General features: G+C 65.9%; 21 protein-coding genes. 11 read left to right on the forward strand and 10 right to left on the reverse strand.

Going from position 1 to position 23,303, the window contains the following annotated elements; genetic code table 11:
- Positions 1-178 precede the first annotated feature (178 nt).
- From SYV04_RS21620 to SYV04_RS21630, 3 genes are read left to right on the forward strand one after another with little or no spacing between them, the layout of a single operon-like run.
- Positions 179-1,252: a DNA cytosine methyltransferase gene (locus SYV04_RS21620; protein WP_321547748.1), complete on the forward strand. Its 1,074-nt coding sequence runs from the start codon at positions 179-181 to the stop codon at positions 1,250-1,252.
- A 42-nt stretch (positions 1,253-1,294) separates the two neighbouring features.
- Complete coding sequence (locus SYV04_RS21625; protein ID WP_321547749.1) at positions 1,295-2,365, forward strand: DUF262 domain-containing protein; 1,071 nt, start codon at positions 1,295-1,297, stop codon at positions 2,363-2,365.
- Complete coding sequence (locus SYV04_RS21630) at positions 2,365-3,054, forward strand: MAE_28990/MAE_18760 family HEPN-like nuclease (protein ID WP_321547750.1); 690 nt, start codon at positions 2,365-2,367, stop codon at positions 3,052-3,054. Before SYV04_RS21625 ends, SYV04_RS21630 begins: the two co-directional genes overlap by 1 nt.
- Positions 3,055-3,136: 82 nt before the next feature.
- On the opposite strand, the gene SYV04_RS21635 is transcribed toward SYV04_RS21630, so the two are convergent.
- The 4 genes from SYV04_RS21635 to SYV04_RS21650 are packed head-to-tail and all read right to left on the reverse strand — an operon-like array spanning position 3,137 to position 7,738.
- On the reverse strand, positions 3,137-3,562 hold the full coding sequence (locus SYV04_RS21635; protein WP_321547751.1) for a very short patch repair endonuclease: 426 nt from the start codon (positions 3,560-3,562) through the stop codon (positions 3,137-3,139).
- A complete protein-coding gene (locus tag SYV04_RS21640; RefSeq protein ID WP_321547752.1) occupies positions 3,559-4,284 on the reverse strand; it encodes a hypothetical protein in 726 nt (241 codons plus the stop codon). The genes SYV04_RS21635 and SYV04_RS21640 overlap by 4 nt, the downstream gene beginning before the upstream one ends.
- 17 nt (positions 4,285-4,301) lie before the next feature.
- On the reverse strand, positions 4,302-5,543 hold the full coding sequence (locus SYV04_RS21645; RefSeq protein ID WP_321547753.1) for a hypothetical protein: 1,242 nt from the start codon (positions 5,541-5,543) through the stop codon (positions 4,302-4,304).
- Positions 5,540-7,738 (reverse strand): ATP-binding protein, encoded by a 2,199-nt coding sequence (locus SYV04_RS21650; protein ID WP_321547754.1) that lies wholly within the window; start codon positions 7,736-7,738, stop codon positions 5,540-5,542. The genes SYV04_RS21645 and SYV04_RS21650 overlap by 4 nt, the downstream gene beginning before the upstream one ends.
- A gap of 419 nt (positions 7,739-8,157) precedes the next feature.
- Between SYV04_RS21650 and SYV04_RS21655 the strand changes: the two genes are divergently transcribed.
- The gene (locus SYV04_RS21655) at positions 8,158-8,370 is read left to right on the forward strand and encodes an addiction module protein (RefSeq protein WP_321547755.1); all 213 of its coding nucleotides are present in this window, start codon (positions 8,158-8,160) and stop codon (positions 8,368-8,370) included.
- 172 nt (positions 8,371-8,542) lie between these two features.
- Here SYV04_RS21655 and SYV04_RS21660 read toward each other — a convergent pair whose 3' ends face one another.
- The 4 genes from SYV04_RS21660 to SYV04_RS21675 all read right to left on the reverse strand — a co-directional run bounded on the left by SYV04_RS21660 (position 8,543) and on the right by SYV04_RS21675 (position 13,712).
- Positions 8,543-9,553, reverse strand: coding sequence for a hypothetical protein (locus SYV04_RS21660; RefSeq protein ID WP_321547756.1), 1,011 nt, complete (start codon positions 9,551-9,553; stop codon positions 8,543-8,545).
- Positions 9,554-9,591: 38 nt separating this feature from the next.
- Positions 9,592-10,815: a DNA cytosine methyltransferase gene (locus SYV04_RS21665; RefSeq protein ID WP_321547757.1), complete on the reverse strand. Its 1,224-nt coding sequence runs from the start codon at positions 10,813-10,815 to the stop codon at positions 9,592-9,594.
- A gap of 53 nt (positions 10,816-10,868) precedes the next feature.
- The gene (locus tag SYV04_RS21670) at positions 10,869-11,453 is read right to left on the reverse strand and encodes a superoxide dismutase (protein WP_321547758.1); all 585 of its coding nucleotides are present in this window, start codon (positions 11,451-11,453) and stop codon (positions 10,869-10,871) included.
- 123 nt (positions 11,454-11,576) lie between these two features.
- On the reverse strand, positions 11,577-13,712 hold the full coding sequence (locus SYV04_RS21675) for an N-6 DNA methylase (RefSeq protein ID WP_321547759.1): 2,136 nt from the start codon (positions 13,710-13,712) through the stop codon (positions 11,577-11,579).
- Between the two features lie 67 nt (positions 13,713-13,779).
- Between SYV04_RS21675 and SYV04_RS21680 the strand changes: the two genes are divergently transcribed.
- Positions 13,780-14,184, forward strand: a complete 405-nt coding sequence (locus SYV04_RS21680; protein ID WP_321547760.1) for a VOC family protein — start codon at positions 13,780-13,782, stop codon at positions 14,182-14,184.
- On the opposite strand, the gene SYV04_RS21685 is transcribed toward SYV04_RS21680, so the two are convergent.
- Positions 14,150-17,041 (reverse strand): PAS domain S-box protein, encoded by a 2,892-nt coding sequence (locus tag SYV04_RS21685; RefSeq protein ID WP_321547761.1) that lies wholly within the window; start codon positions 17,039-17,041, stop codon positions 14,150-14,152. The two genes, SYV04_RS21680 and SYV04_RS21685, sit on opposite strands and share 35 nt — an antisense overlap.
- 193 nt (positions 17,042-17,234) lie before the next feature.
- Here SYV04_RS21685 and SYV04_RS21690 point away from each other — a divergent pair, with 193 nt between their 5' ends.
- Positions 17,235-18,023 (forward strand): lysophospholipid acyltransferase family protein, encoded by a 789-nt coding sequence (locus SYV04_RS21690; protein WP_321547762.1) that lies wholly within the window; start codon positions 17,235-17,237, stop codon positions 18,021-18,023.
- Positions 18,020-18,955: an SDR family oxidoreductase gene (locus SYV04_RS21695; RefSeq protein WP_321547763.1), complete on the forward strand. Its 936-nt coding sequence runs from the start codon at positions 18,020-18,022 to the stop codon at positions 18,953-18,955. Before SYV04_RS21690 ends, SYV04_RS21695 begins: the two co-directional genes overlap by 4 nt.
- Before the next feature lie 21 nt (positions 18,956-18,976).
- Here the strand turns inward: SYV04_RS21695 and SYV04_RS21700 are convergent, their stop codons facing one another.
- Positions 18,977-19,720 carry an SAM-dependent methyltransferase gene (locus SYV04_RS21700; protein WP_321547764.1) on the reverse strand — a complete coding sequence of 248 codons (744 nt, stop codon included), beginning with the start codon at positions 19,718-19,720 and terminating at the stop codon, positions 18,977-18,979.
- 102 nt (positions 19,721-19,822) lie between these two features.
- On the opposite strand from SYV04_RS21700, the gene SYV04_RS21705 reads away from it, so the two are divergent.
- The 4 genes from SYV04_RS21705 to SYV04_RS21720 are packed head-to-tail and all read left to right on the forward strand — an operon-like array spanning position 19,823 to position 23,296.
- Complete coding sequence (locus SYV04_RS21705) at positions 19,823-21,286, forward strand: anthranilate synthase component I family protein (protein WP_321547765.1); 1,464 nt, start codon at positions 19,823-19,825, stop codon at positions 21,284-21,286.
- Positions 21,283-21,852 (forward strand): anthranilate synthase component II, encoded by a 570-nt coding sequence (locus SYV04_RS21710; protein WP_321547766.1) that lies wholly within the window; start codon positions 21,283-21,285, stop codon positions 21,850-21,852. Before SYV04_RS21705 ends, SYV04_RS21710 begins: the two co-directional genes overlap by 4 nt.
- Positions 21,853-21,870: 18 nt before the next feature.
- Positions 21,871-22,683: an aminotransferase class IV gene (locus SYV04_RS21715; RefSeq protein WP_321547767.1), complete on the forward strand. Its 813-nt coding sequence runs from the start codon at positions 21,871-21,873 to the stop codon at positions 22,681-22,683.
- Positions 22,684-22,717: 34 nt separating this feature from the next.
- Positions 22,718-23,296: an RBBP9/YdeN family alpha/beta hydrolase gene (locus SYV04_RS21720; RefSeq protein ID WP_321547768.1), complete on the forward strand. Its 579-nt coding sequence runs from the start codon at positions 22,718-22,720 to the stop codon at positions 23,294-23,296.
- The last annotated feature ends 7 nt before the right edge of the window (positions 23,297-23,303 follow it).

The raw sequence follows: 23,303 nt of genomic DNA on the forward strand, positions 1-23,303 counted from the left end.
CCGCCAGCTCTGGAAGCGAGTCCAAGCGGGTGCCAGGGTGGGACCACGGATGGCGCTGCCTGTCCCCCCAGGCCTCGCGCGGGAGCGAGAAGCCATGAGGGCTGCTTGGGAGCTAGCCTTCCTGCAGGGGAGAAAACCCAGGAGGCTCGATTCCCCGACGAGGAGCGAACAACTACGCGTGGTGGATCTCTTCGCCGGTTGCGGCGCCATGTCTCTGGGGTTGAAGTGCGCAGCGGAGGCGCTGGGACTCGATTTCGTCCCCCTCCTGGTCGCGGACGCCAATGTGGAGATTCTCGACATCTACGAGCACAACCTGAATCCCCTGCAGCGATTTGATGGGGACCTGTCGCAGGTCGTCCAGTTCGACTCGAATGAGGGTTCCGAACAGGGGGGATTCCGCAAGCAGCCCGCGTTGCTCGAGCAACGGTTCTCGTCGTTGGGCAAGGTCGATGTCCTGATCGGTGGACCTCCATGCCAGGGGCATTCGGACCTCAACAACCACTCACGTCGGAACGACCCCAAGAACGCACTGTACCTGCTCATGCCAGCCATTGCGGCCTGTCTCTCGCCCCGGGCCATCATCATTGAGAACGTCCGCTCAGTCGTGCATGACAAGTCGAGAGTGGTGCAGAGAACCAAGAGCCTCCTTGAGGGCATGGGCTATCACGTGGACGATGGCCTGGTATTGGCCTCGGAGGTCGGCGTTCCCCAGCTGCGGCGCAGGCACTTCCTGCTGGCGACTCGAGAGCGGAAGGTTCGCGTAAGCGACGTCGTCAGTGCCTTTCGGACCGCGCCGCGTCCTATCGGTTGGGCCATCGAAGACCTCTTGGATGTCGCCGAGAACGACGTAATCGACACGCCATCCAAATTGAGCGCCATCAACCAGAAGAGGGTCGACTGGTTATTCAAGCACAAAAAGGATGACCTACCTGATGAGTTGCGCCCCTCGTGCCACAAGGACAAGCCGCACAGCTACAAGTCGATGTACGGCCGCATGAAGTGGAGCGAGCCAGCGCAGACCATCACGAGCGGCTTTGGCTCACCCGGCCAGGGACGATTCATCCATCCTAGGCAGCGGAGGCTGATCACCCCCCACGAAGCAGCACGCCTCCAATTCATCCCCGACTCCTTCCAGTTCTCGGGGAAGAACGGCTTCCCCAAAAGGACCCGCCTTGCAGAAATGATTGGCAACGCGGTGCCACCCAAACTGGCCTACGTCATGGGGCTCGGCGCCATGAGCGCCTTCCTCTGAACGCAGCAAGTCGTCCGGCGTAGACTTCCAAGAGGTGCATCGATGCAGCAACTTCGCCTCATTTCCGAGCAGGAAAAGCAGGAAGCCGAAGAGCAGATCGTCGAGAAGCAGCGTGACGTCGACTACGATACGAAGGAGTACCCCGTCGAAACGGTGGTGCAGAAATATCTTGAGGGGAAGGATGAAGACGAGAACGAAATCTTCATTCCAGACTACCAGCGAGACTTTGCTTGGGACGTCAAGCGACAGTCCAAGTTCATCGAATCCGTCTTGATAGGGCTTCCCATCCCCTACGTGTTCGTAGCCGATGCGCACGAGAATCCAGGGCGTTTGGAGATCGTCGATGGTTCCCAGCGCATCAGGACGCTGGCGGCATTCCTGTCAGGAGATCTGGTGCTGAGTGAGATGGAGAAGCTGAACAAGCTGAATGGCTTCCGCTATCAAGACCTTCCGCTCTCGCGTCAGCGGCGATTCAATCGCCGGACCATCCGCATGATCGAGTTGACGGAAATGGCGGACGAAGAGGTGCGGCGGGACATCTTCGAGCGCATCAACACGGGGAGCGAGGAACTCAACGACATGGAGAAGCGGCGCGGGATTCTCGAAGGGCCGCTCACCGACTTCCTGTCCGAATGTGCGCAAGAGCCGCTGCTCGCTAGGCTGGCTCCACTTCCCCAGGCTGCGATCAGGCGGCGGGAGCGCGAGGAGTTCATCCTGCGCTTTTTTGCCTACCTGAACAACTACACCGCCTTCAAGCACAACGTCAACGACTTCCTCAACGACTATCTCAAGACCAATCAGGGCACCTTCGATCGCGCCACGATGAAGGCCGAGTTCGTGCGGATGCTGGAGTTCGTCGCGCGCTACCTGCCGAACGGGTTCAAGAAGGCCAGGGGGCATACGCGTACGCCGCGCATCCGGTTCGAGGCCATTGCGGTGGGGGTGGCTCTTGCCTTGCGCCAGATCGCCGATCTGGTGCCACAGTCGGTTACCTGGGTGGAGTCCGACGAGTTCCGAGAGTTGACGACCTCCGATGCAAGCAATTCGCGCGTGAAGGTCGTCAAGCGAATCGAATACGTCCGTAACAATCTGCTGGCGGGGTCGAGCGGGTGATGACGACGCTCAGGGGTGAGTTCGAGATCCGGAAGAAGGAGATCGAGGGGTATTTCTCGTTCATCGAAATGATTGCCAGTGATGGCGCCACGGTTTCTTTCGTAGATACCGAGGGTAATCCAGTCTCCAGGCCTGTCGACAAGGACGTCGCCAAGACGTTGAAGGCCGCAGGGTTCTTGTTGCTCTACAATCTCGTCGAGTCCGCGATGACCAACGCGATTGGGGCGATCTTCGACGAACTCAAACAGAAGCGCGTGAACTTCGACACGGTGCGGGAAGAGCTGAAGAGGGTAGCCATCGATAATTTGAAGCGCAATGGAGGACGTGACCTGCATGCCTCCATCCAAGATCTCTCGGTGGACATCCTGACGGCCGCGTTCGATAGAAGCAAAATCTTCTCAGGGAACCTCGATGCGCGAAAGATTCGCGAGGCGGCGGAGGAGTACGGCTTCTCCGCGACGACCAACGCCAGACTCACCAACAACGGCAAGAGCCTGTTGACGGTGAAGACCAATCGCAATGACCTCGGGCATGGCGACAAGTCATTCTCCGAGGTGGGGCGTGACTACGAGATGATGCGCCTTGCCGAGATCAAGACGGAGGCCATTGCCTACTTGAGCGACATCATCGGCAACATCGAGAAGTACATCTCCGAGATGCACTATCTCGCTGCGCCTCCTAACTCGTGACGCGGCACCGCCGACAGTGGGGTTATGCCCAAGGCGTGAAATGCGCGCACGACGTCGGATGCTCTGGAGTCTCGGCCATGCGTCACTGCTCGATTCCTAGTTCCCGAGCCAGGAGCGCCGGAAAGTCCGGGCTTCTCGTCTGGCACTCCCAGAGGACGATCACCCGGAAGCCCAGTTCGCATAGCGACTGCACCTTGCGTCGATCCCGCTGTACGTTGTCCTCGAACTTCTTGCTCCAGAACTCCTGATTCGAGCGCGGGAACGTCGCGTGCCGACATCCCGGGTGACGGTGCCAGAAACACCCATGGACGAATATGGCGAACCGCCGACGCACGTTGGCGACATCCGGTGAGCCCGGAAGTGAGCGAACGTTGAGCCGGTAGCGAATGCCTCGGGCGACCAGTACTCGCCGGACGACCAACTCCGGCCGCGTCCCCTCTTGCCGGACCGCTTTCATCCTGCGGCTCGTCACGGCCAGGGGCTGGTGTTTGCCCCCCCGCTTCGTCATTTGCCCCGCCTACCCTTTTTCCCGCTGGGCGCCCCACTGCCGGCGGCTGCCTGCCTCATGCGTGCCCGCCGGGAGTCCTCCATGCTTGTCATGAACTTCCCGAGGCTGTCCTGTAGCACCCGGTCGTCCCGGCCAGCCTCCATGACCCGACGGATACCGTCCCGGCCATAGATGCTCAAGAGCAGGCAGCTCAAAAGCTCCACGGGCGTCTGGGCCTGTAGGGGAAACGCTGGCAACTTACAGGGGAGCCAGGGCGGGCAGTTGAGCAGGTTGTCGCTGTCCTTGAAGAAGGAGTTGATGGGCTGTGCATGATAATAGTCGTGCAGCCCTTCCTCTCCATCGACGCCGTGAGGCGTCTCGAAGCGAAAGCCGATCGAAACAGGCCGCTTGTCATCGTCGAGTAGGAAGAAGGCCAGGCGAAGCCCTACGTTCGGAAGCGAGCCACTGAAGTCGCAGTTCAGATTGAGGACCGGCAGGCTCCGCGAGGCCTTCTCGGGTGGCTTCAGGTAGATGAAGGCCCTGCGGCCTTGTGCATGGTCGCTGAGGAACCGCTCATTGTCGGGGTCGGGAAGGAACTTCTGCAATGCGTCTCGACCCATGGGCGGGTACACGGGCGCAACATAGGGGTGTACTGGCCCCAGCGGCATCGTCTGTGGGTCCAGTTGGAGCGCGTCGAACACTGCAAAGACAAGGCTTCTGAACTGGCGGGCATCTCGACTCATGCTTGCCAACCACCACCTCACATGGAGAAGCGAACCGCTGGCTTATAGGTCACCCGAGCCACCTCCTCGACGTACCTGCGAACGAACGGGGAAGGCAGGTCCGCCGCGAACTCCTTGGCCTTGTCGTGCCGAACGAACCGGGACGTATCCTCACAGAAGACGACGTCTGGAGCCTTGCTCGACCAGGGCCTCGCGACCTCCTCAATGTCCTGGCACTCGGACAGTTCCCGCCAGAACCAAGCAGGGCGGGAGAGCCAGTGGGCCTTCTTGAACGCGAAGCGCGAAATCTTCTCGTGATGGATACCCAGCCGGTCGAGCGGAGCGGCGAGGAAGGTCGTTGCATTCCAGGACTCCAGGATGGTCGCTTTCTTCTTCAACAGGCTTGGATACCTGAGCACGAGGTGGGGGGCATCCACCAGGATATCCTGCCCGGGCAACACCATGCGCTCGAGCCACTTGGAGATGCGCGCCACGGCGATCCGCTCCTTCGCTCCGGCTTGGGGCCATGGCGCGTCCTTGCGCTTCAGTCCGTTGCCCATGGGCTCAAGGAAGTCCTCGAAGGTCACCTCCTGTGGCTTCTTGGTTCCTCCCGCGATGAACGCGAGGATGGAATTGGGAATCGAGGACACGACGCTCGCGGGGAACTCAAGAAACTCAAGGATCGGCCGATCCATGTTGTTCTTGATGTCCTGAATCCTCTGGTCGAAATCAGCAAGGGCCTTGGGAAGTGACGGCCATGCCCAGGGACAGAAGCGCTTGGTGTGCTCCCCCCAGAGGCCCGGCTCATGCACCTGACTTCCCCCGAGGTTGAGATCGGCGAAGGATTCGGGATGGCCCTTGAGCGTCAGGTCAAATACGTTGTCACCGAACTGGTTGAGCGCCAGGATGATCTTGCAGCGCGAGTAGCACCGGGCCAAGTAGGCAACGGATTCACCTGTCAGGTACACCTCCTCCTTGCCCTGGTCGAGGCGTATCAGGTCGAAGTCGACGATGAGAATGGATGCCTCGTCGAAAATCGATGGCTCCCCAGAGTCCTTGCCCTTGCGGGCCTCGCTGCGTCGGCGCTCCAGGATGGCAATCTCTTCTCTGAACGTACGGACGACTCTCTCGGGTTTAGACTCATCGATGCCCTTCACGTCGAAGTGGCCCTTGACCGCCTGGACCCGCTCCAAAGCTTCATGCCATTTGCGTTCAGCGGTGGTCTCGTCATCGCAGATCAGGACCAGGGGACGCGCCTTCTGCTGTTTCTTCCGCTTCATTCCTTCTCACTCCATTGTATTTCGAACGAGGTGTTGAAACCTTCGTCGGGTTCGATGAAGGCCACCTCGCACCCCAGATTGGTTGCCAGCATGCGGACGATAGTAAGGCCCAAGCCCATTCCACCCATGCCCATGGCACTGCGCTCGGTGGAGAGCTTCAGCCGTCGCACGAAGGGCTGGAAGAGCTCTTCCGCCGATTCAAGGCCGACGCCGCAACCGGTGTCGAGGACCCGAAGGGAGCGGCCCTGCCCCCGGGCCCGAGAGCGGACGGCGATGTGCCTCTTCTTCGAGTCCAGCATGGCGTTGGTCGCATTGACGAAGGCGTTCTGAAAGATGGCGCTCCACTCGGCGAAGGTCCCCTTGGGCAGGCGCAGTTCCGCGTCGACCTCCGAGGTGTCGATCTCGATGCCCCGGGTCAGCACGGCCGTCTGTCTCTTCACCTGATCGAGCAGGGGGCGGGCGCGCAGGCGGGCGACCCGCTCACGATCTTCCGCATCCAGCAGGGGAGAGAAGAGCATGCGCGTGGCACGGGCCTGTTCGATCCACTGGGTGAGCTGCTCGCGAATCTCCGCGAGTGTCCTTCGGACAGCTGCATCCTTGATCGAAAGCTCCCCTAGGTGCTCCGCGATTCCCTCAAGCGCATGGAACTGCTTTCCCACCTCGTGTTCGTAGGCCAGTGCGGCCATTCCCGCCGTGGCCAGCGGGCCGAGCAATCTCATCTTCTGCTGGCTCAGCTCGGTCTCGGCATCGGTAGCGGAGGCTGCCTCGCGCAACTCCTTGCGAAATTTCTCGTATGTCTTGGGTGGGAGCGCGGCAGCGTGCGCGGAAACGATGCTCTCGATACGTTCGATCTTGGTGCGGCTTGGCTCCGTGGGGCGCCGGGCCTCGGCCTCGGCCAGCTTTCGCCGCGTCTCCTCCATCGCGTAGTAGTCGAGTGCCCAGCGGACCGCGTTCTTGAGAGCTTGATAGGCCGCGTTCTGAACGAGCCTGTCGCGCGACACCTGAACCGTCAGGTGTTCACCGCGGCCTTCGAGACTCCGTCGTGCTGCTTCGGCGCGCTCCTTGCCCGTGTTGACATGGACCACCCCAAAGATGCGTGACTGGGTAGGCAGGTTGTTCAGCCCTGCGGAAACCTGCAGGTCGTCAGGGAGGAGCTTCGAGGTAGAGAGTCGGTGAGAGTGGTCTCTTTCGATGTCGAGCCAGTCCTGGTGTCTGCCGTAGTAGGGCAAGTGGAAACCCGCGTCGTAGACATGGACCCCACCGAAGAAATTGAGATACTCCCTGGCATCGTAGACCTTGACGCCCTGGGCCTGTCTGTATTTCAGATGGAAGATGCGGATCTCGAAGTCTAGGGAGGAGAGATGTCCCCCCTGGACCCGATAGCGCAGGCTCCTGCGGGTACCATCGTTGAACTCCAGCGATAGCTCGATCTCTTGGGGCTGATTCTTGCCGCCAGGAGAGGAGTCGACCCTCCTGCCCACGAGCTTCGAATACCAGAGCCCGAGAGCCGCATCCAACTGCTGCCGGAAGGCCGCTTCCTCCTCGGGATTGGGGCTCTCCAGGTTAATTGAGAAGCGATACCGGTCGCTCTCTGCATCCTGGGGATTGCTGCGAAAAGGAGGACGGAGCGTCCATATCTCCCGTGCCAACCCCCTGAACATCTCGGTGTCCCACTTCTGGTTCAGGTCCTTCAGGATGATGGAGGTCCCATGAGGGAACTTCTCGGGGAGTTTGGTCGCGGGCGCATCGTCATCGAGCATGGCAACCGCCTTGGTCAGCTCCCCTGCCTGGACGGCCTTGTCCCAGTCGACCGAAACCTTGTACGCGCGCACGGGGTCCTTTTTGGGAACGGTGTGAAGCTCTACGTGGCGGGCCAGGAACTGTACGGCCAGTCGACCAATCCCCTTGGACCCGGTCAGCGGGCGCCGCAGTTCACGCGAGAACCCTTCGGCCTGCTTGTGGGGCGTGCCGATCCGCATCCAGAAGTTCTGGATGTCCTCCTCGGTCATGCCATGACCGTTGTCGGAAATTTCGAGCTTGTTCGGAGCGATACGAATGCTCACCTCGTGGGCATCCGCGTCGTAGGCATTCTTCACCAACTCGGCGAGGGCAATGTGCGGCTGTCCCACCAAGCGCTCGCCCAACTCGCGAAGCAAGGCTGCATCAACAGTGAAATTGATCGGCCTCTTGCTCATGACGCTCCCCTTGGGGTTCTCCAAGGCGGATGTGCCAACGGACAGATGCGTGGGTAGCTAGGACGCATGCGGAACTCAAGAGAATAGGGCCTGCATCTGACGAGTCCAGCTGCGTGAGGTGTGGAGGCAGGGTGCGAGGCTGGCCCCCCGCCAGCGCGCTCGCTATCAAGGGAATGAGCGCCAGGGCGACCCACGAAGCGGATTGGGCCAAGTCGAGCAACCTCCAGGGTCAACCCTACCATAGCCGAGAGCCCTATCTCGCCGCCTTGGGAGCCGCTCGGCTGGTGCTCGCAACCCTGACTTTTTCGACTCCCTCCAGGGTACGCAGGAGGTCCCACGACGGCTGGCGCCCGTCACAACAGGACACGACGAACTCTTACAGCACCACGACCAGGGGCTATCTTAGGAGCATGGCGAGTGTGACCCTCTCCAGGCTGCTGCACCTGAGCGTGGCTGAGCGCATCCAGCTAGTTGAGGACCTGTGGGACAGCGTGGCCGCCTACCCCGAGCAGGTGGAGACCTCGCCGGAGCAGCTCGCCGAACTCGAGAAGCGACTGGCCGAACTGGACGCAGCCCCTGAGGGGCGCGAGTCCTGGGACGAGGTCAAGGCGCGCATTCTCAAGTCGCTGTGAGCCACTTGCCGCAGATCCGCAAGCCCGCGCAGGCCGACATAGAGGATGCGGCCCGCTGGTACGAGGCGCGAGACAAAGGCCTGGGCGCGGAGTTCCTTCGAGCTGTTGAGGCATGCCTCTCGAACATCCAGCGCAGCCCGTGGAGGTTGCCGGCAGCAGTGTGCCCTCACCGTCAAGGTGTCGGGATTTCTTCGTCGACGTCGGGTGGAATCGGGTCGGGGTCGGACGCCAGCGCGGCGCTCGGCTTTCGGGGATGCGTGTAGCGCTCCTGCCCTACCCCAATCACCAGCTTCCCAGCTTCGAGGTGGAGCGAGAGATCGGGAGGATCTTTCTCCGGCGCCGCCTTGAGCATGTCCTCGATGGGGGCGCGGACGTACTTCTTCAAGAACACGGCCATGGTCTTGCCCGCCTTGGCATCCAAATGGGCCCAGGCGTCCTTGCCGACATGCACTTCGCCGCCTTGAGCGAGGAACGCCTTCTTGAGCTCGTCCAGCTTCGGGTTCGAAGTGCTGTCGAAGACCACCAGCACGGGCTTGTACCGGCTCGCCTTGCAGTCCTTCGGGAAGTCCAACTCCTCGCCCCAACGGCCTTGCCCCGATGCCGCGATGGTCACCCGCATCTTGATCTCGTATGCGGTCTTGCCCAGCAGACAATCGACCTGCCGCCCACCCTTCCCGCTCCGCCGCTTCACCGGGCTCTTCTTCGCGGGCGCAGGCGTGCCGCCAACGCTGAGGGCGATGATGGGCTCGAACAGGTAACCCGTCTCCTGCGCCGCTCGGTTGTCGATGTCGTAGACCCACTTGCGCCACAGCAGGAAGGCCGTCAGCGCCTTGGGCGACATCGTGCCGTACTGAAGCAGGCCGCGAGCGCCAACTTGCTCCATCGTGGGCAGCGGCTGGCGCTCCAGAATCCGGGCGTACTTCAGGCGGTGCTTGTGGAGCGCCGCCAGGCACACGAAGAAGGTGATGGCTTCCGCATCCTTGGCCGCAAGACGCTCGATGAGCGGCCCGAACGGAACGCCAGGAAGCGCCAGCTCAGCTGGCGGCGCGTCCCCGTAGAAGTCCTTCAAGTCCTTGGGCAGCTTGGGGAAATGCTTGGAGAGGCCAAGGTCTCGCGCAACCACTGCAGCAAGGTATGAACAGATCGGGTCGGTCAGTGGCACCGCGAGGTCCGCCGCGCCCACGCTGCGCGCCTTCTCCACCATCGCCGACTGTGCTCGCGTCAGCCCCATAGCTGCAGTTGCTCCTTCGGTTCGAACCGCACCCCGAAGGTCGCCATCACCAGCTCGGTTGTACGTTCGAGCGCGGGGCTCATCCCCTGCGACGCCGTGGGCACGAAGCTCAAGAGAGCCCCGGGCTTCGGCTGGAAGCCGCGTTTGATGCGCTTGAGGTCGGCTGCCAGACCGCGGCCGATCACTTCGCCGAGCGCTGGCGGGACCGCGTTGCCAATGTGGAGCATCTGGGCGGTTGGCGGGCCCAGGAACTCAAAGTCGTCAGGGAAGGTCTGCAGCCGCGCACACTCACGGATGGTCAGGAAGCGGTCCTCGACCGGGTGGAGGAACTCATTGCGAGAGGCGCTCGTGATCGCCTTCGACGGCTCGTCCCCCTTGAGACGCCGGATTCCAGAGGGCGCGCCGCCACGCCGTTCGGTGGGCGTCCCATCCATCACCCGCCGGAAGGCACGTCGCGTGTAGCTCTGATGCTGAAGCTCCGGCGGGAGATCGCGCATTCGCTGCCCAGGCAGCAGAGCTCGAATCCGCTTCAGGTCCATCGCACTGACCGGCGGAGCGTAGTGCCCTTGAGGGCGCCCTTCCGGCCCGGAGGCTGGCTCTGACAAGCCCTCGAGCCCATCCAGGATCGTCGGGGTCTTGGGCCGCTCGCGTGCCACCAGATGGGCCCCTGGAGCTCCGAACGCCATGTGCGTGGGCGCGGGGAACGACGGGTCCCACCCCAAGCCTCCGATGGCGAGCACCCGCTTGCGGTGCTGAGGTACGCCGTAATTCGCGGCGTTCACCTTTCGCATGTGGATGCGATACCCGGCATCCACCAAGGGGCGGAGCAATTCGAGAACGTGAGCCCCGTCCTCCCCGGTCAGGAACCCTTCCACGTTCTCGAACACGAACGCCGTGGGCTTCCTCTCCGCGATGAGGCCCGCGTAAACCCCCACCAACGTGTTCCGTGCATCTCCGCTGCGACGCGAGCCCGCGGACGAGAAGCCCTGGCACGGAGGTCCGCCCACGATCACCGAGGCTTCTGGCAGACGGGTGTCCAGCCCGATGTCCGCCTCGACAACGTGGTCGCCGAGATTGCGCCTGTAGGTCTGGACCGCCCATTCGTCATGATCGATGGACGTCAGCACGCGAAAGCCCGCTTGCCGCAGACCGAGCGAGAGCCCTCCAGCGCCGCAGAACAGGTCGACGACCGTGAGTTCGGGTGCCTTCTTCATCGGAGCCCGGACTGTACAGGATCCACCCGGTCGTCGACCCGGGGAATTGGAGCTCAGCGCCCCTTGAGGTTCTGCGCGACGAAGTCCCAGTTCACGAGCTTCTCGAGGAACGTGTCGATGTACTTGGGACGCGCGTTGCGAAAGTCCACGTAGTACGCGTGCTCCCACACATCGAGCGTGAGCAGGGCCTTCTGGCCGTGCTTCATGGGCAGGTCCGCGTTGCCCGTCTTGGTCACCGCGAGCTTGCCCTTCTCGAGCACGAGCCACGCCCACCCCGAGCCGAACTGCGTCGCGGCTGCGTTGGCGAACTCCTCGCGGAAGCGCTCGAAGGAGCCGAAGTCCCGGACGATGGCCTCCGCGAGCTCACCCGTGGGGCGGCCGCCCCCGTTCGGCTTCATGCAGCTCCAGTAGAATGTGTGGTTCCACACCTGGGCCGCGTTGTTGAAGACCCCGCCCTCGCTGCCAAGGATGACCTCTTCGAGCGTCTGGTGGGCCTCGGGCTTGCCCTCGAGCAGCTTGTTCAGGTTGTTCACATACGCGGCGTGGTGCTTGCCGTGGTGGAACTCGAGCGTCTCCGCGCTGAGGTGCGGGGCGAGGGCGTCCTTCGCATAGGGGAGCTCTGGCAGCGTGAAGGGCACGGGGTGCGTCCTTTCGTGAGGCGGGTGGGGTGATGCGTGCGTCTGCTCTACCGGCACGCCGCGCGCGCGTCAGCCCCGCGACCAATAGATGAGCAAAATGCCAATGGACTGGCAGGGCACCCGTCAAGCCCTGGGCGCGGTGAAGAGGCCTCGCAGGCTCGCGGGCAGGACGCCGCCCAGGAGCTTCAGCGCTTCGTCCTGCAGCTTCACCAGCTCCGCCAGCTCCGCCGCGGCCCGCGCCACTTCGGCCACGAGGCGACGCTGCACCTCCACCGAAGGCAGGGGCAACCGCAGCAGCGGGAAGTGATGCGCCCGGATCGCGGCGTAGTTCGTCGAGCCCTTCACGAAGGGCCGGATGTCCGCCTCCGGGATTCCCGACCGCATGTACCAGTCCAGGTACTCCGGGAGCGCCACCGCGCGGTCGATCTCGTAGACGAAGTAGTGGCTGCTCACGATGGCGCCCTCCAGCTCCGCGGGCACGAGGCCGAAGCCTCCCAGCTTCGCGTCGATCTCCGCGACGATGAGGTCGTCCTTGCGCACCACCTGCTGCCGCCGGGTCTTTATCTCCGCGCCTCGCTTCTTCCCTCGGAACGCGAGGCCCCGGCCGTGGAGCTGGACCGTGAGCAGCGTGTACTCCACCGCGTCCTCGATCTCGATGAACTCCTTGCGAAGCTTCAGGCAGTCCGAGAGCGGACGCTCCGAGCCTTGAGGCGACATGTCCCGTAGGAGCTCCAGCGCGCGCTCGCTGCGTGCCGCCACCTGCTTCGAGACCTCCGCCGCGCGCCGGAACAGCTCCGTCGGCGAATGGGCTTCGACCTCCTTCCGCACCCGAGGATTCGGCACATCCAGGTCGAAGTCCCGCGCGACCAGCTCCTCCACGGGTACGCGCCAGGAATGAGGCCCCTCGGCGCGCGCGCGCCACCACTCGATGCAGGGGGTGAACTCCTCGAACCGGAAGGGCCGGGTCTTCGAGTACATGTGGCGATCCGTCGGCCCCGGCACCTCGTAGAACCACACCTCCTTCGTGGGACCCGACCGATCGAAGAACAGCAGGTTCGACGCGATGGGGGTGTAGGGCGTGAAGACGCCGCGAGGCAACCGCACCACCGTGTGCAGGTTGCACTCCGAGAGCAGCTGGCTCTTGATGCGCGCGGCAACCCCCTTCGTCGACAGGAACCCGTCCGAGACGACGATCGCCGCGCGCCCGGGCTGGTCGCCCCGCCTCAACCTCCACATGATGAGCTGCAGGAACAACAGCGCGGTCTCCGCCGTCTGCTTGTCCTCGGGAAAGTTCTCGAGGATGCCCCGCTCCTCTTCCCCGCCAAACGGCGGATTGGTGAGGATGACGTCGACGCGGTCCTTCGGGCCGATCTCCCGCAGCGGCGTGGCCAGGCTGTTGCCCAGCACGATTCGCGGGGACTCCAGCCCATGGAGCAGCAGGTTCATCTGCGCCAGCATGTAGGGCAGCGGCTTGGCTTCACCGCCCAGGATGGAGTCGGCCTGGAGCTGGGTCCTCTGCCGGCTCGTCCTGCACTGCGCCGAGAGGTGCTGGAACGCCTCGACGAGGAATCCGCCCGTCCCACACGCGGGATCGAGCACCCGCTCTCCGAGCTTGGGCTCGACCATCCGCACCATGAACCGGACCACCGACCGCGGCGTGTAGAACTCGCCCGAGTCGCCCGCTCCGTCCCCCATCTCCTTGAGCATCGACTCGTAGAAGTTCCCCAGCGTGTGGATCTCCTCGGACGCGGTGAAGTGGATGCCGTTCACCTTGTTGAGGACATCTCGCAGCAGGTACCCGTTGATCATCCGGTTGACCGTGCCCTTGAACACGGTGGCGATCACATCCCGACGGTCCCCGTCCTTCGCGCCGCGCAGGCTCCTCAAGTAGGAGAACAGGCCCGCGCCCCTCGAGCCATCCGGGCGGCGGCACCGCTCCTGGTTGATGAAGGCGATGAGCTCCTCGCCGGTGATTCCGTCCTCCTTGGCGGCCCAGTCGCGCCAGCGGTAGGGGGCCTCGATCGCGGGCTTGAGCCGCTTGCCCTCGCGCCGGGCCTCCGCCTCCCGAAGCGCCTCCATGTCGTCGAGGAACTTCAGGAACAGGATCCACGTGAGCATGGGCAGTCGATCCAGGTCCCCGTTGAGCCCCTTGTCCTTGCGCATGATGTCGCGCGCGGACTTGAGGAGACTCCCGAGCCGCTCGGCCGTGGTCACCGGAGCACTGCCCTGCTTCGCCTTGGCCTTCATCATCGTCGCCATGGAGGTTCTGGCTCGACGCCATAGGCCGCATCGAGGAGCATCCGCAACCCCACCCCTCGGAGCCCCCATGCACCGTAGCCGCTTCTGTGCCCTCGTCATCGACTGCAAGGTCGATGACATTGACGCCGCCGCGACCTTCTGGAGCAGCGCGTTCGGCAAACCCGTCGTGCCCCCCTCGCCCGATAGCGGCAACTACCGCGAGCTGTCCACCGGGGACGATGAGCCCATCATCCTCTTACAAAAGGTAGATCACGAAAGCCGCGTACACCTGGACATCGAAGCCGATGATTTGGATGCCGAGGTGAAGCGCCTGGAGGCGCTCGGCGCCAAGCGGGTGGCCTTCGTCCGCCAGCGCTGGTGGGTCATGGAGGCCCCCACCGGCCACCGCTTCTGTGTCGTCCGCCCCCAGCGCGGCGCCCTGGAGGGTCGCCCCCGCACTAACTCCTGGGACGGAGGGGCAACCTCACCGTAAAGGTGGTGCCATCCCCCTCGTGGGAGCGCACCTCGATGTTCCCCCGGTGCGCTTCGACGATCTGCCGGGAGATGAAGAGCCCCAACCCCAGGCTGCCTCGACTCCCCGTCCGGTGCTCCTGCCCCCGCTGGAAGGGCTCGAACAGCGTCGGGAACACCTCCGCGGAGATGGGCGCGCCCAGGTTGTGGACCTCGAAGAGCACGCCCTCCCCTTCCACCCGGGCCGACGCCTGGATGGGTGAGTCCGGGGGGCTGTGCTGCATCGCGTTGCCCAGCAGGTTCGCCATCACCTGCGCCAGCCGATCCGGATCGGCCTCCACCCAGCTCCCCGCCTCCACGCGGAGCTCGAGGTGCCGCTCGGGGTAGGCGGACCGAATCTCCTCCACCACCTGCCGGGCCAGCCCCCCCAGCTCCACCGGCTGGGGGTGGATGGGAATGCCCCCCACGCGCGCCTGCGTGAAATCCAGCAAGTCCCGGATGAGCCGGTGTGCCCGGTCCGCCGCCGCGTAGATGCGCGTGGCCGCCTTCGCGGTGCGCGCGTCGAGGTCCTCGCGCTTGATGAGCGTCGAGGCCGACAGCGAGATGGCGTTCAGGGGGTTGCGCAGGTCATGGCTGACGATGGCCACCACGTCCTCGCGCACGCGCACCGCCTCCCGGGCCTCCTGGTAGAGCCGCGCGTTGTCGATGGCGATCGCCGCCCGGTCCGCGACCCCTTGCGCCACCGTCACCAGGGAGGGGCGCGCCATGCGCCCCGGCTCCCGCGATGCCAGGTTGAGCACCCCCAGCATCCGGCCCCGGGCCTTCAGCGGGAGGATGACGGAGGAGCGAGGCGCGAGCTCCTCCAGCACGGCCCGGTGCTCCGCGTTGCGCGCGGCGCGGTCCAGCCACTCGGAGGTGATGTCGACCACGGCCATCTCGCCCGTCTCGAACACCCGGGCCACCGGGCTCTCGGAACCGAGCCGCGGGGAGAAAGGCATGACCTGGCGGATGAGCTCCTTGTGGGCGGGATCCCTCGACAGCACCTCCAGCCGGTGCAACTGCCCGTCCTCTCCCAGCAGATCCATCATGCAGTAGTCCGACAGGTGTGTGACCACCAGGGAGGCGATGTTGCGCAGAATGGTGTGTACGTCCAACGACTGCGCGAGCACCGTGCCTGCCTCCACGAGCAGGGCCTGCGAGCGCTCGGCCTCCTTGCGCTGGCTGATGTCCCGAACGAGGCCGGTGAACACGCGCCCTCGCGCCAGCCGCGTCTCGCTGACCGCCAGCTCCATGGGAAAGACGCTCCCGTCCTTGCGCCGGCCCAGCACCTCGCGACCAATGCCGATGACCTTCCGCACCCCCGTACGCAGGTAGTTGCGGATGTACCGGTCATGCTCGCGACGGTAGGGCTCGGGCATCAGCATGCTCACGTCGCACCCCAGCAGCTCTTCCGGCGCATACCCGAACAGCCGCGTCGTGGCCGCGTTCACCCCCTGCATCACTCCGTGCTCGTCGATGGTGATGATGCTGTCCACCGCCGTGTCGAGGATGGCCCTCATGCGCTCGCTCGTCTCGAGCAGCGCCTCCTCCACCTGCTTGCGCTCGGTGATGTCCGTGGAGATGCTGCCCAGGGCGGCGGGACGGCCGTGCTCGGCCGGCAGCGGGAACTTCACCGAGAGATAGGTGTGCGGCCCGTCCTCCCCGGGGACGACCTCCTCGACCGTCACGGGGACCCCTCCCGCGAGCGCCCGAAGGTCCGTGGCCCGCAGGGTCCGGGCCACCTCCTCGGGCCACAGCTCCTCGTCCCGCTTTCCAATCAGCTCCTCGCGCGGACGGCCCAGCCGGGCCTCCATGTGGCGGTTGGTGACCAGCAACCGGCCCTCGGCGTCCTTCACGTAGATGGCGGCCCCGGCATGGTCCACGATGGCCTGCAGCCGCGCCTCGCTCTGCCGCAGCCGCTCGGTGAGCTGCGCCTGGACGATGAGCGAGGTGGCGCGCTGCGCCATCATCCGCAACAGCTGCTGGTCGTCCTCCGAGAAATCGTAGGCGGTACACGAGCCCATGTAGGCCACGCCAATCACCCGATCCTCGTGGATGAGCGGTACCCCATAGAGCGCGTGGATGCCCCGGCCCCGAGCGCTCGCGCCACGCGCCAGCGGATCCACGGCGGCGTCGCGCAGCAGCAGCGGCTCACGCCGGGCGGCCACCGTGCCCGCGAACCCCTCCCCCACCCGCGTGGAGCCGCCCTGCAGCCGCTCCTGCTCGAGCCCCATCGCCGCGCGCACGCGCAGGGTGTCCTGCTCATCCCTCAGGAGGATCGCCACCGAGTCCACCGCGGCGACCGTCTCCAGCAGGACCGTCATCAGCTGGGGAAGGAAGGTGTTCAGGTCCCCCGTCCCCAGCGCCGCCGAGGAGACCCGATCCAGGGCGCGCAGCGTGCGCTCGCGCGCCAGGGAGAACCGGGTCGCCGAGGCGGTGATGGTCTCGTCGATGGCCCGGTCGAGCTGCCGCACCTCGCGGACGCTGATGCCCACCGCCACCTCCTGCTCCCAGAGCTCCAGGATGGTGTCTCGCAGGGCACTCAGCTCCTCGGTGGCCGTTCGCAGGTCATAGCCCTCGTCCAGCCGCTCCAGGGCATGCTTGTCCGGAAGCTCCTCCAGCTTGCCGCGCGTGCCTGGGTAGCTGGAGCCCACCACGAGGGAGATGCGCTCCAGGATCTGCGGGATGTGGTCGCGCAAGGCCACGCGCTGCAGGTGCTTCGCGACAGGGAGGCTCCGGGCGCGGCGCTCCCACTCCTCCAGGATGGCGGCCTGGCGTGCCTGGATGAAGTCGCACAACCGGATGCCCCCCGCCGCCGTCTCAGCGCCTTGTTCCGCCATGAGCGAAAGGTAGCCACCCGCCAACCTCTCGCCTGGGGAAGCACTCGGGAGAGCGACAGGGCCCAAGCGCCGCGCTCACGCCACGGAGCGGGGTGCCTGGAGGCTCGCTCTGCCACCAGCCGAGCCACCGAAAGACAGCAGCCTCCCTACCTGCGGGGTGCTACGGTGCCGGTCCGTGGCGCGCGATGAATCCATGGCAGAGCGGGCGGACCGGCTGGAACTGCCGTTCAACGAGTTCGGCGTGGATCCGTATGGCATCTCCAAGAAGCACATTGCCCTGGCGGCGTCCGTCCTCGCCGTCCTCTACCGGAACTACTTCCGGGTGAAGTGCTACGGCATCGAGCACGTGCCGCCGCGGGGGCGCGGCATGCTGGTGGGCAACCACTCCGGCGGCTACGCCGTGGATGGGGCCATGGTCCTCACCTCCATGTTCCTGGAGATGGAGCCCCCCCGGCTCGCCCAGGGCATGGCCGAGAAGTTCATCAACCGCTTCCCCGTCGCCTCCCTCTGGACGAGCCGCACCGGCCAGTTCACCGGCCTGCCCGAACATGCGCGACGGCTGCTCGAGGACGACCGGCTGCTCATGATCTTCCCCGAGGGTGCGCGCGGCACCGCCAAGCTCTACAGCGAGCGCTACTCGCTGGTGGACTTCGGCACCGGCTTCATCCGCCTGGCCCTCCAGACGCGCAGCCCCATCATCCCCTTTGCCTTCCTCGGCGGCGGCACGGCGCTGCCCACCGTCGCCAACCTCTATGGGCTGGGGCGCCTGCTCGGAGTGCCCTACATCCCCGTCACGCCCTATCTGCTGCCCCTCCCCCTGCCCGCGCCGCTGGAGATCCACTACGGCGAGCCGCTCACCTTCTCCGGCAACGGGGACGAGGACGACGAGGTCATCGCCGGGTACGTGGAGCAGGTGAAGTCGCGCATCGCCGGGCTCATCGAGAAGGGGCGCGCGACGCGCGGCCGGAGGAAGGCGGAATGAGGGTCCTCATCCTCGGCATCGCGGGAGGCATCGCCCGGAAGCTGGCCACGCGGCTGCACAGCGCCGGGCACGAGGTGATTGGCATCGACGTCCGCCCCTGGTCGAGCGCGCCCCAGGGCATCGAGTTCCACCGGGTGGACGTGCGCAAGCGCGCCGCGGAGGACGTGTTCCGCCGCCGCCGCCCCGAGGCCGTGGTGCATATGGCCACCATCACCGCCCTCACCATGCGGGGCGGAGAGCGGGGCCGCATCAACCTGGACGGCACCAAGGCCGTCTTCGACCACTGCCGCGCCTACGGCGTGAAGCAGGTGCTCTTCGTGGGGCGCCACACCTTCTATGGCGCCGCGCCGGACTCGCCGCTCTACCACACCGAGGATGAGCCCCCTCGCGCCCTGGAGAAGGTGCCGGAGCTGGCCGATCTCGTCGCCGCCGACCTCTTCGCCGCCACTGCCCTGTGGCGCATGCCCGAGATCACGGCCGCCGTGCTGCGCATCTGCTACACGCTGGGCGCTCCGGGCACCGGCACGCTCGCGGGCTTCCTGCGCGGCCGGCGCGTGCCGATGGTGCTCGGCTATGACCCGCTCTTCCAGGTGATGCAGGAGGAGGATGTCGTCACCGCCGTACAGCTCGCGCTGGAGAAGCGCGTGCGCGGCATCTTCAACGTCGCGGGACCGCCTCCGGTGCCGTTCTCCGTCATCATTCGCGAGACGGGCCGCACGCCCGTGCCGATGCCCGTGTTCCTGCTCGCCCGATTGCTCGGGCGCGCGGGGTTCCCTCCGCTCTCACGGGGCGCGCTGGACCACATCAAGTACCCCATCGTCGTGGACGCCAAGCGCTTCCGCGAGGCCACCGGCTTCCAGTACGCCTTCGACGAGGGCCGTCTCATCCGCATCTTCCGGGAGTCCGCGCCGCTGCCGGGGGCGAAGTGGTGAGGCGGCGCGCCTGAGCGGTCGTCACGCCGCGCGGAGCAGGTAGAAGACGTAGCCGTAGCTGTCCCCGAAGCGCTCGTAGAGCTCGATCTCCCGAGCGGTGGAGGCGATGACTTCGGCGAGCGCCGGATCCGTGGCCGCCTCGGCTCGAAGCGTGGCCATGCGGCCCTGGAGCGGGCGGTAGTAATCGTCCCACCATGCCGAGGCCGGCAGGGGGAAGGTGTCCAGCACCTCGTACCCTGCTCCTCTCGCCGCCTGGGCGTTGGTGGTGACGGTCCCCATCGTGGGGTAGGCCTCCCGCCAGAACGCCGCCGCTTCCGCGGGGGGATGGTCCGTGAGCCAGGTGGCCTCGGTCGCGGCCATCAAGCCACTTGGGGTGAGCAGCGGGCGCCAGCGCCTCAGCCCCTCCGACCAGCCCAGGTGGTAGATGGCGCCCTCCGACCAGAGCAGGTCGTAGCTGCCGGGAGGATCCTGGAGGCTCCCGAAGTCAGCGCACCGGGTGCGCACCAGGTGACGCAGGCCGCTTCGCTCCGCCGCTGCCTCCAGTTCCGCGAGGAATGGGGCATGGAGGTCCACGGCGGTGATGGGGCTCCCAAGCTCCCGGGCAAGCACCAACGTCTGCCGCCCTGGCCCGCAGCCCAGGTCGATCACCCGAGGGGAGGCGGGGAGCGCGGGGAGACGCCGGAGGGCTTCGCGCGTCGCGTCGTCGCTTCCTGGACCCTCGCGCGGCAGTTCACTGAAGAGACGGAAGAAGGCTTCAAGGCTCACCGGGACACTCTATCCAGCCCTTCGAGGAGCCTGCTTGCCTGCTCTTCGCTCACGTACACCTTCCGGCAGCCCCGGGCATTCCTGATAGGAAGGGCTCGACGCATGCTCCCCCCGCTCCCGCCAGAGCCCTCTCCGCCCACGCTTGACCGGGAGCGCTTCGATGCGCTCGTGGCCCAGGGCTACAACCAGGTGCCGCTCGTGCGTCGGCTCGAGCTGGGCGCGCTGCGGCCCGTGGATCTGCTGCGCGTGTTTCCGGAAGGCAGCCGCTTCCTGCTGGAGAGCTCTCGCGTGTCCAGCGAGGGGCGCTACTCCTTCCTCGGCGCGCGGCCCTTCCTGAGCTTCACCGCCAAGGAGAGAACATGCCGTGTCCAGGGAGAGCCCCACCCGGGCGAGCCGCTGGAGGTCCTGCGGGCCCTGCTCCAGCGCTGGCGTGGCGTGCGACTGCCGGGAATGCCTCTGTTCTGCGGCGGCGCGGTGGGCTTCTTCGGCTACGAGGCAAACCACTACTTCGAGGCGCTGCCTCGCCACCCGCGTGACGACCTGCGGTTGCCGGATATCGCCTTCCACTTCGTGGACACATTCCTCGCGGTGGACCACCTCACGCACAGCCTCCTCGTGGTGGCCTCCGGCTCCGACTTCGATGACTGTGTCCGCCGGGCCGATGCGCTGGAGGAGAGCGTACACCGCGCGGTCCCCACGCCACCGCCCGCGCCACCACCCCTGGAGGCGCCCACCCTCACGCCTCGCTCCAACTTCACGCTGGAGGGCTACCTGCGTTCCGTGGAGCGCGTGCAGGAGTACATCCGCGCGGGCGACACCTACCAGGTGAACCTCTCCCAGCGCCTGGAGGTGGAGTACTCCGGCGCACCGCTCGCGCTCTACGAGACGCTCTGCGCCACCAACCCCGTCCACTTCGCCAGCTACCTCGAGTTCGACGGCTTCCATGTCGTGAGCGCCTCGCCCGAGCGACTGGTGCGCGTGGAGAACGGACGCGCCACCACGCGGCCCATCGCCGGCACCCGCCGCAAGGGTACGGCCGAGGAGAACGCCCGCTTCGCCCAGGAGTTGCGCACCAGCGAGAAGGAGCGCGCCGAGCACGCCATGCTCGTGGACCTGGAGCGCAATGATCTCGGCCGCGTGTGCGCCTATGGCTCGGTGGAGGTGACCCGGCTGATGGAGATCATCGAGTACGCCCACGTCCTGCACATCGAGTCCGAGGTGGTGGGCACGCTGGCCCCCGGCGTGGGCCTGCTGGAGGTGGTGGGCGCGGTCTTCCCCGGCGGCACCATCACCGGCGTCCCGAAGATCCGCACCATGCAGATCATCACCGAGCTGGAGCCCCACGCCCGCGGCCTCTACACGGGCTCCATCGGTTACCTGGGCTTCGCGGGGGGAATGGACCTCAACATCGTCATCCGCACGTTGGTGCTCCAGGGCGGCAAGGCCTACGCCCAGGTCGGAGGCGGCGTGGTCCACGACTCGCAGCCTCGGCAGGAGTACAAGGAGACGCTCCACAAGGCGCGCTCGCAGCTCATCGCCCTGTCCGCCTGTGGGGCCAAGGCGTGATCCTCCTCATCGACAACTTCGACTCCTTCACCTTCAACCTCGTGCAGGCGCTCGGCGGCCTGGGGGCGGAGCTGAAGGTGGTGCGCAATGACGCCATCTCCGTGGCGGAGGTGGAGGCGCTGCGGCCGGACCACATCGTCATCTCTCCGGGGCCGTGTACGCCGCGACAGGCGGGGGTCTCCCTGGAGGTCATCCGTGCCTTCGCGGGCCGGGTTCCCCTGTTGGGCGTGTGCCTGGGGCACCAGTGCATCGGAGAGGTGTTCGGCGGCCAGGTGGTGCGCGCTCCGGTGCCCGTCCACGGGAAGACGGCGGCCGTCGAGCACACCGGGCAGGGCGTCTTTCGCGGCATGCCTCAGCCGTTCGTCGCCGCGCGCTACCACTCGCTGGTGGTGGAGCGCGCCACCCTCCCCGAATGCCTGGAGGTGACGGCCTGGTATGACGGCCTCGTCATGGGCCTGCGGCACCGCGAGCTGCCAGGGCTCGAAGGTGTGCAGTTCCACCCCGAGTCCTTCCTGACGCAGGATGGGAAGCGACTGCTCGCCAACTTCCTGGCGACGGGGCGCTGACACCGGGAGGCCTTCCGCATGTTCGGCACGGTCGCGGTGAATGGGGCGGTACACCGGCTGGAGGAGCTGCGCCTCCAAGACTTCCCTTCCGCGTTCTTCTTCGGCGCGGGCTTCTTCGAGACGTTCCTCGTTCGCGACGGTGCGCCCATGTTCCTGGAGCGACACCTCGCCCGGCTGCGCACGAGCCTGGCGGCACATGGGGGCTGCGTTCACGGGCCTCCCGCCGAGGTGCTCGCTCCCGCCGCCGTGCGCGAGGCGCTGGGTCGATGCCTGGAGGCGGATGCCGCCCTGGGGCCTGGCTTCACCGGCGTGGGCAAGCTCACCGCGGGAGATGGACGACTGCTGTTGTCCTTCCGGTCGCTTTCGCCGAACCATGAGCACCTTCAGCGCCACGGGCGGAGCCTCGATTCGGTGGAGGACACCTGCTACCGGCGGGGTGACCGTACCCTCCAGCACAAGAGCCTCTCGTACCTCCGGCAGCACCTGCACATGGAGCGCATGCCCGTGTTCCTCAATGAGGCGGGCGAGGTGTGCGAAGTGCCCAACGCCAACCTCTTTCTCCAGCTCGGAGAGGTGCTCGTCACCCCGCCTGTCGATGCGCCCTGCCTCCCTGGCATCATCCGGGAAGTGCTGCTGGAGGCAGGCCATGTGGCTGGACTCCCGGTGGTGGAGCAGCCCGTGCATCTCTCACGGTTGAATGATGCGCGTGCCTGCTTCCTCACCAACTCGGTGGGACTCGCGATTGCCGTGACGCACCTGCTGGGACGAAGCCTCCCTGAGAGCCTCGGTCTCGCCGAGGACACCCGGAAGCTGATTGAGAGCGCAGGTTGAGCCCGCCAGGGCCCACGGGCAGACTCCATGAACCATGGAGCGATCCCTCTTCATCGTCCCCCGCTGGGCTGGACGGCCCGATACCGACTTCTACGCCTGGCTCGAAGGAAAGCTTCGCGAGTCCCCTCAGGGGTTCGCTTCGGTACGCACGCTCGACATGCCCAACCCCTCCACGCCCACCATCGAGGCGTGGGTGGGGGCACTCGCCGGCTCCGTGGGTTCCGCGCCCGCCTCCTCCACGGTCCTCATGGGGCACAGCGTCGGGTGTCAGGCCATCATTCGCTACCTGGCGACCCTGCCGCCGGGGCACGCCATCGACGGCGTGGTGCTCGTAGCGGGCTGGTGGGACGTGGACAAGCCCTGGGAGAGCATCGTCCCGTGGATCGAGACGCCCGTGGAGCTCGCGCGCGTGCGCGCCGCGGCCCGCCGCTTCGTGGTGCTCCTGTCGGACAATGATCCGTTCACCGCGGATCATGTCCGCAACCGGCGCCTGTGGGAGGAGCGGCTTGGCGCGGAGGTCACCCTCGCTCCCGGTGGGCGCCACTTCAACAATCCTCACGAACCCGCGGTGTTGGAAACGCTCCTGTCGCGGTTCGGCTCCTCGGCGAACTAAAGGTGGA

Source organism: Hyalangium ruber, from assembly GCF_034259325.1.
Classification (GTDB): Bacteria; Myxococcota; Myxococcia; order Myxococcales; family Myxococcaceae; genus Hyalangium_A; species Hyalangium_A rubrum.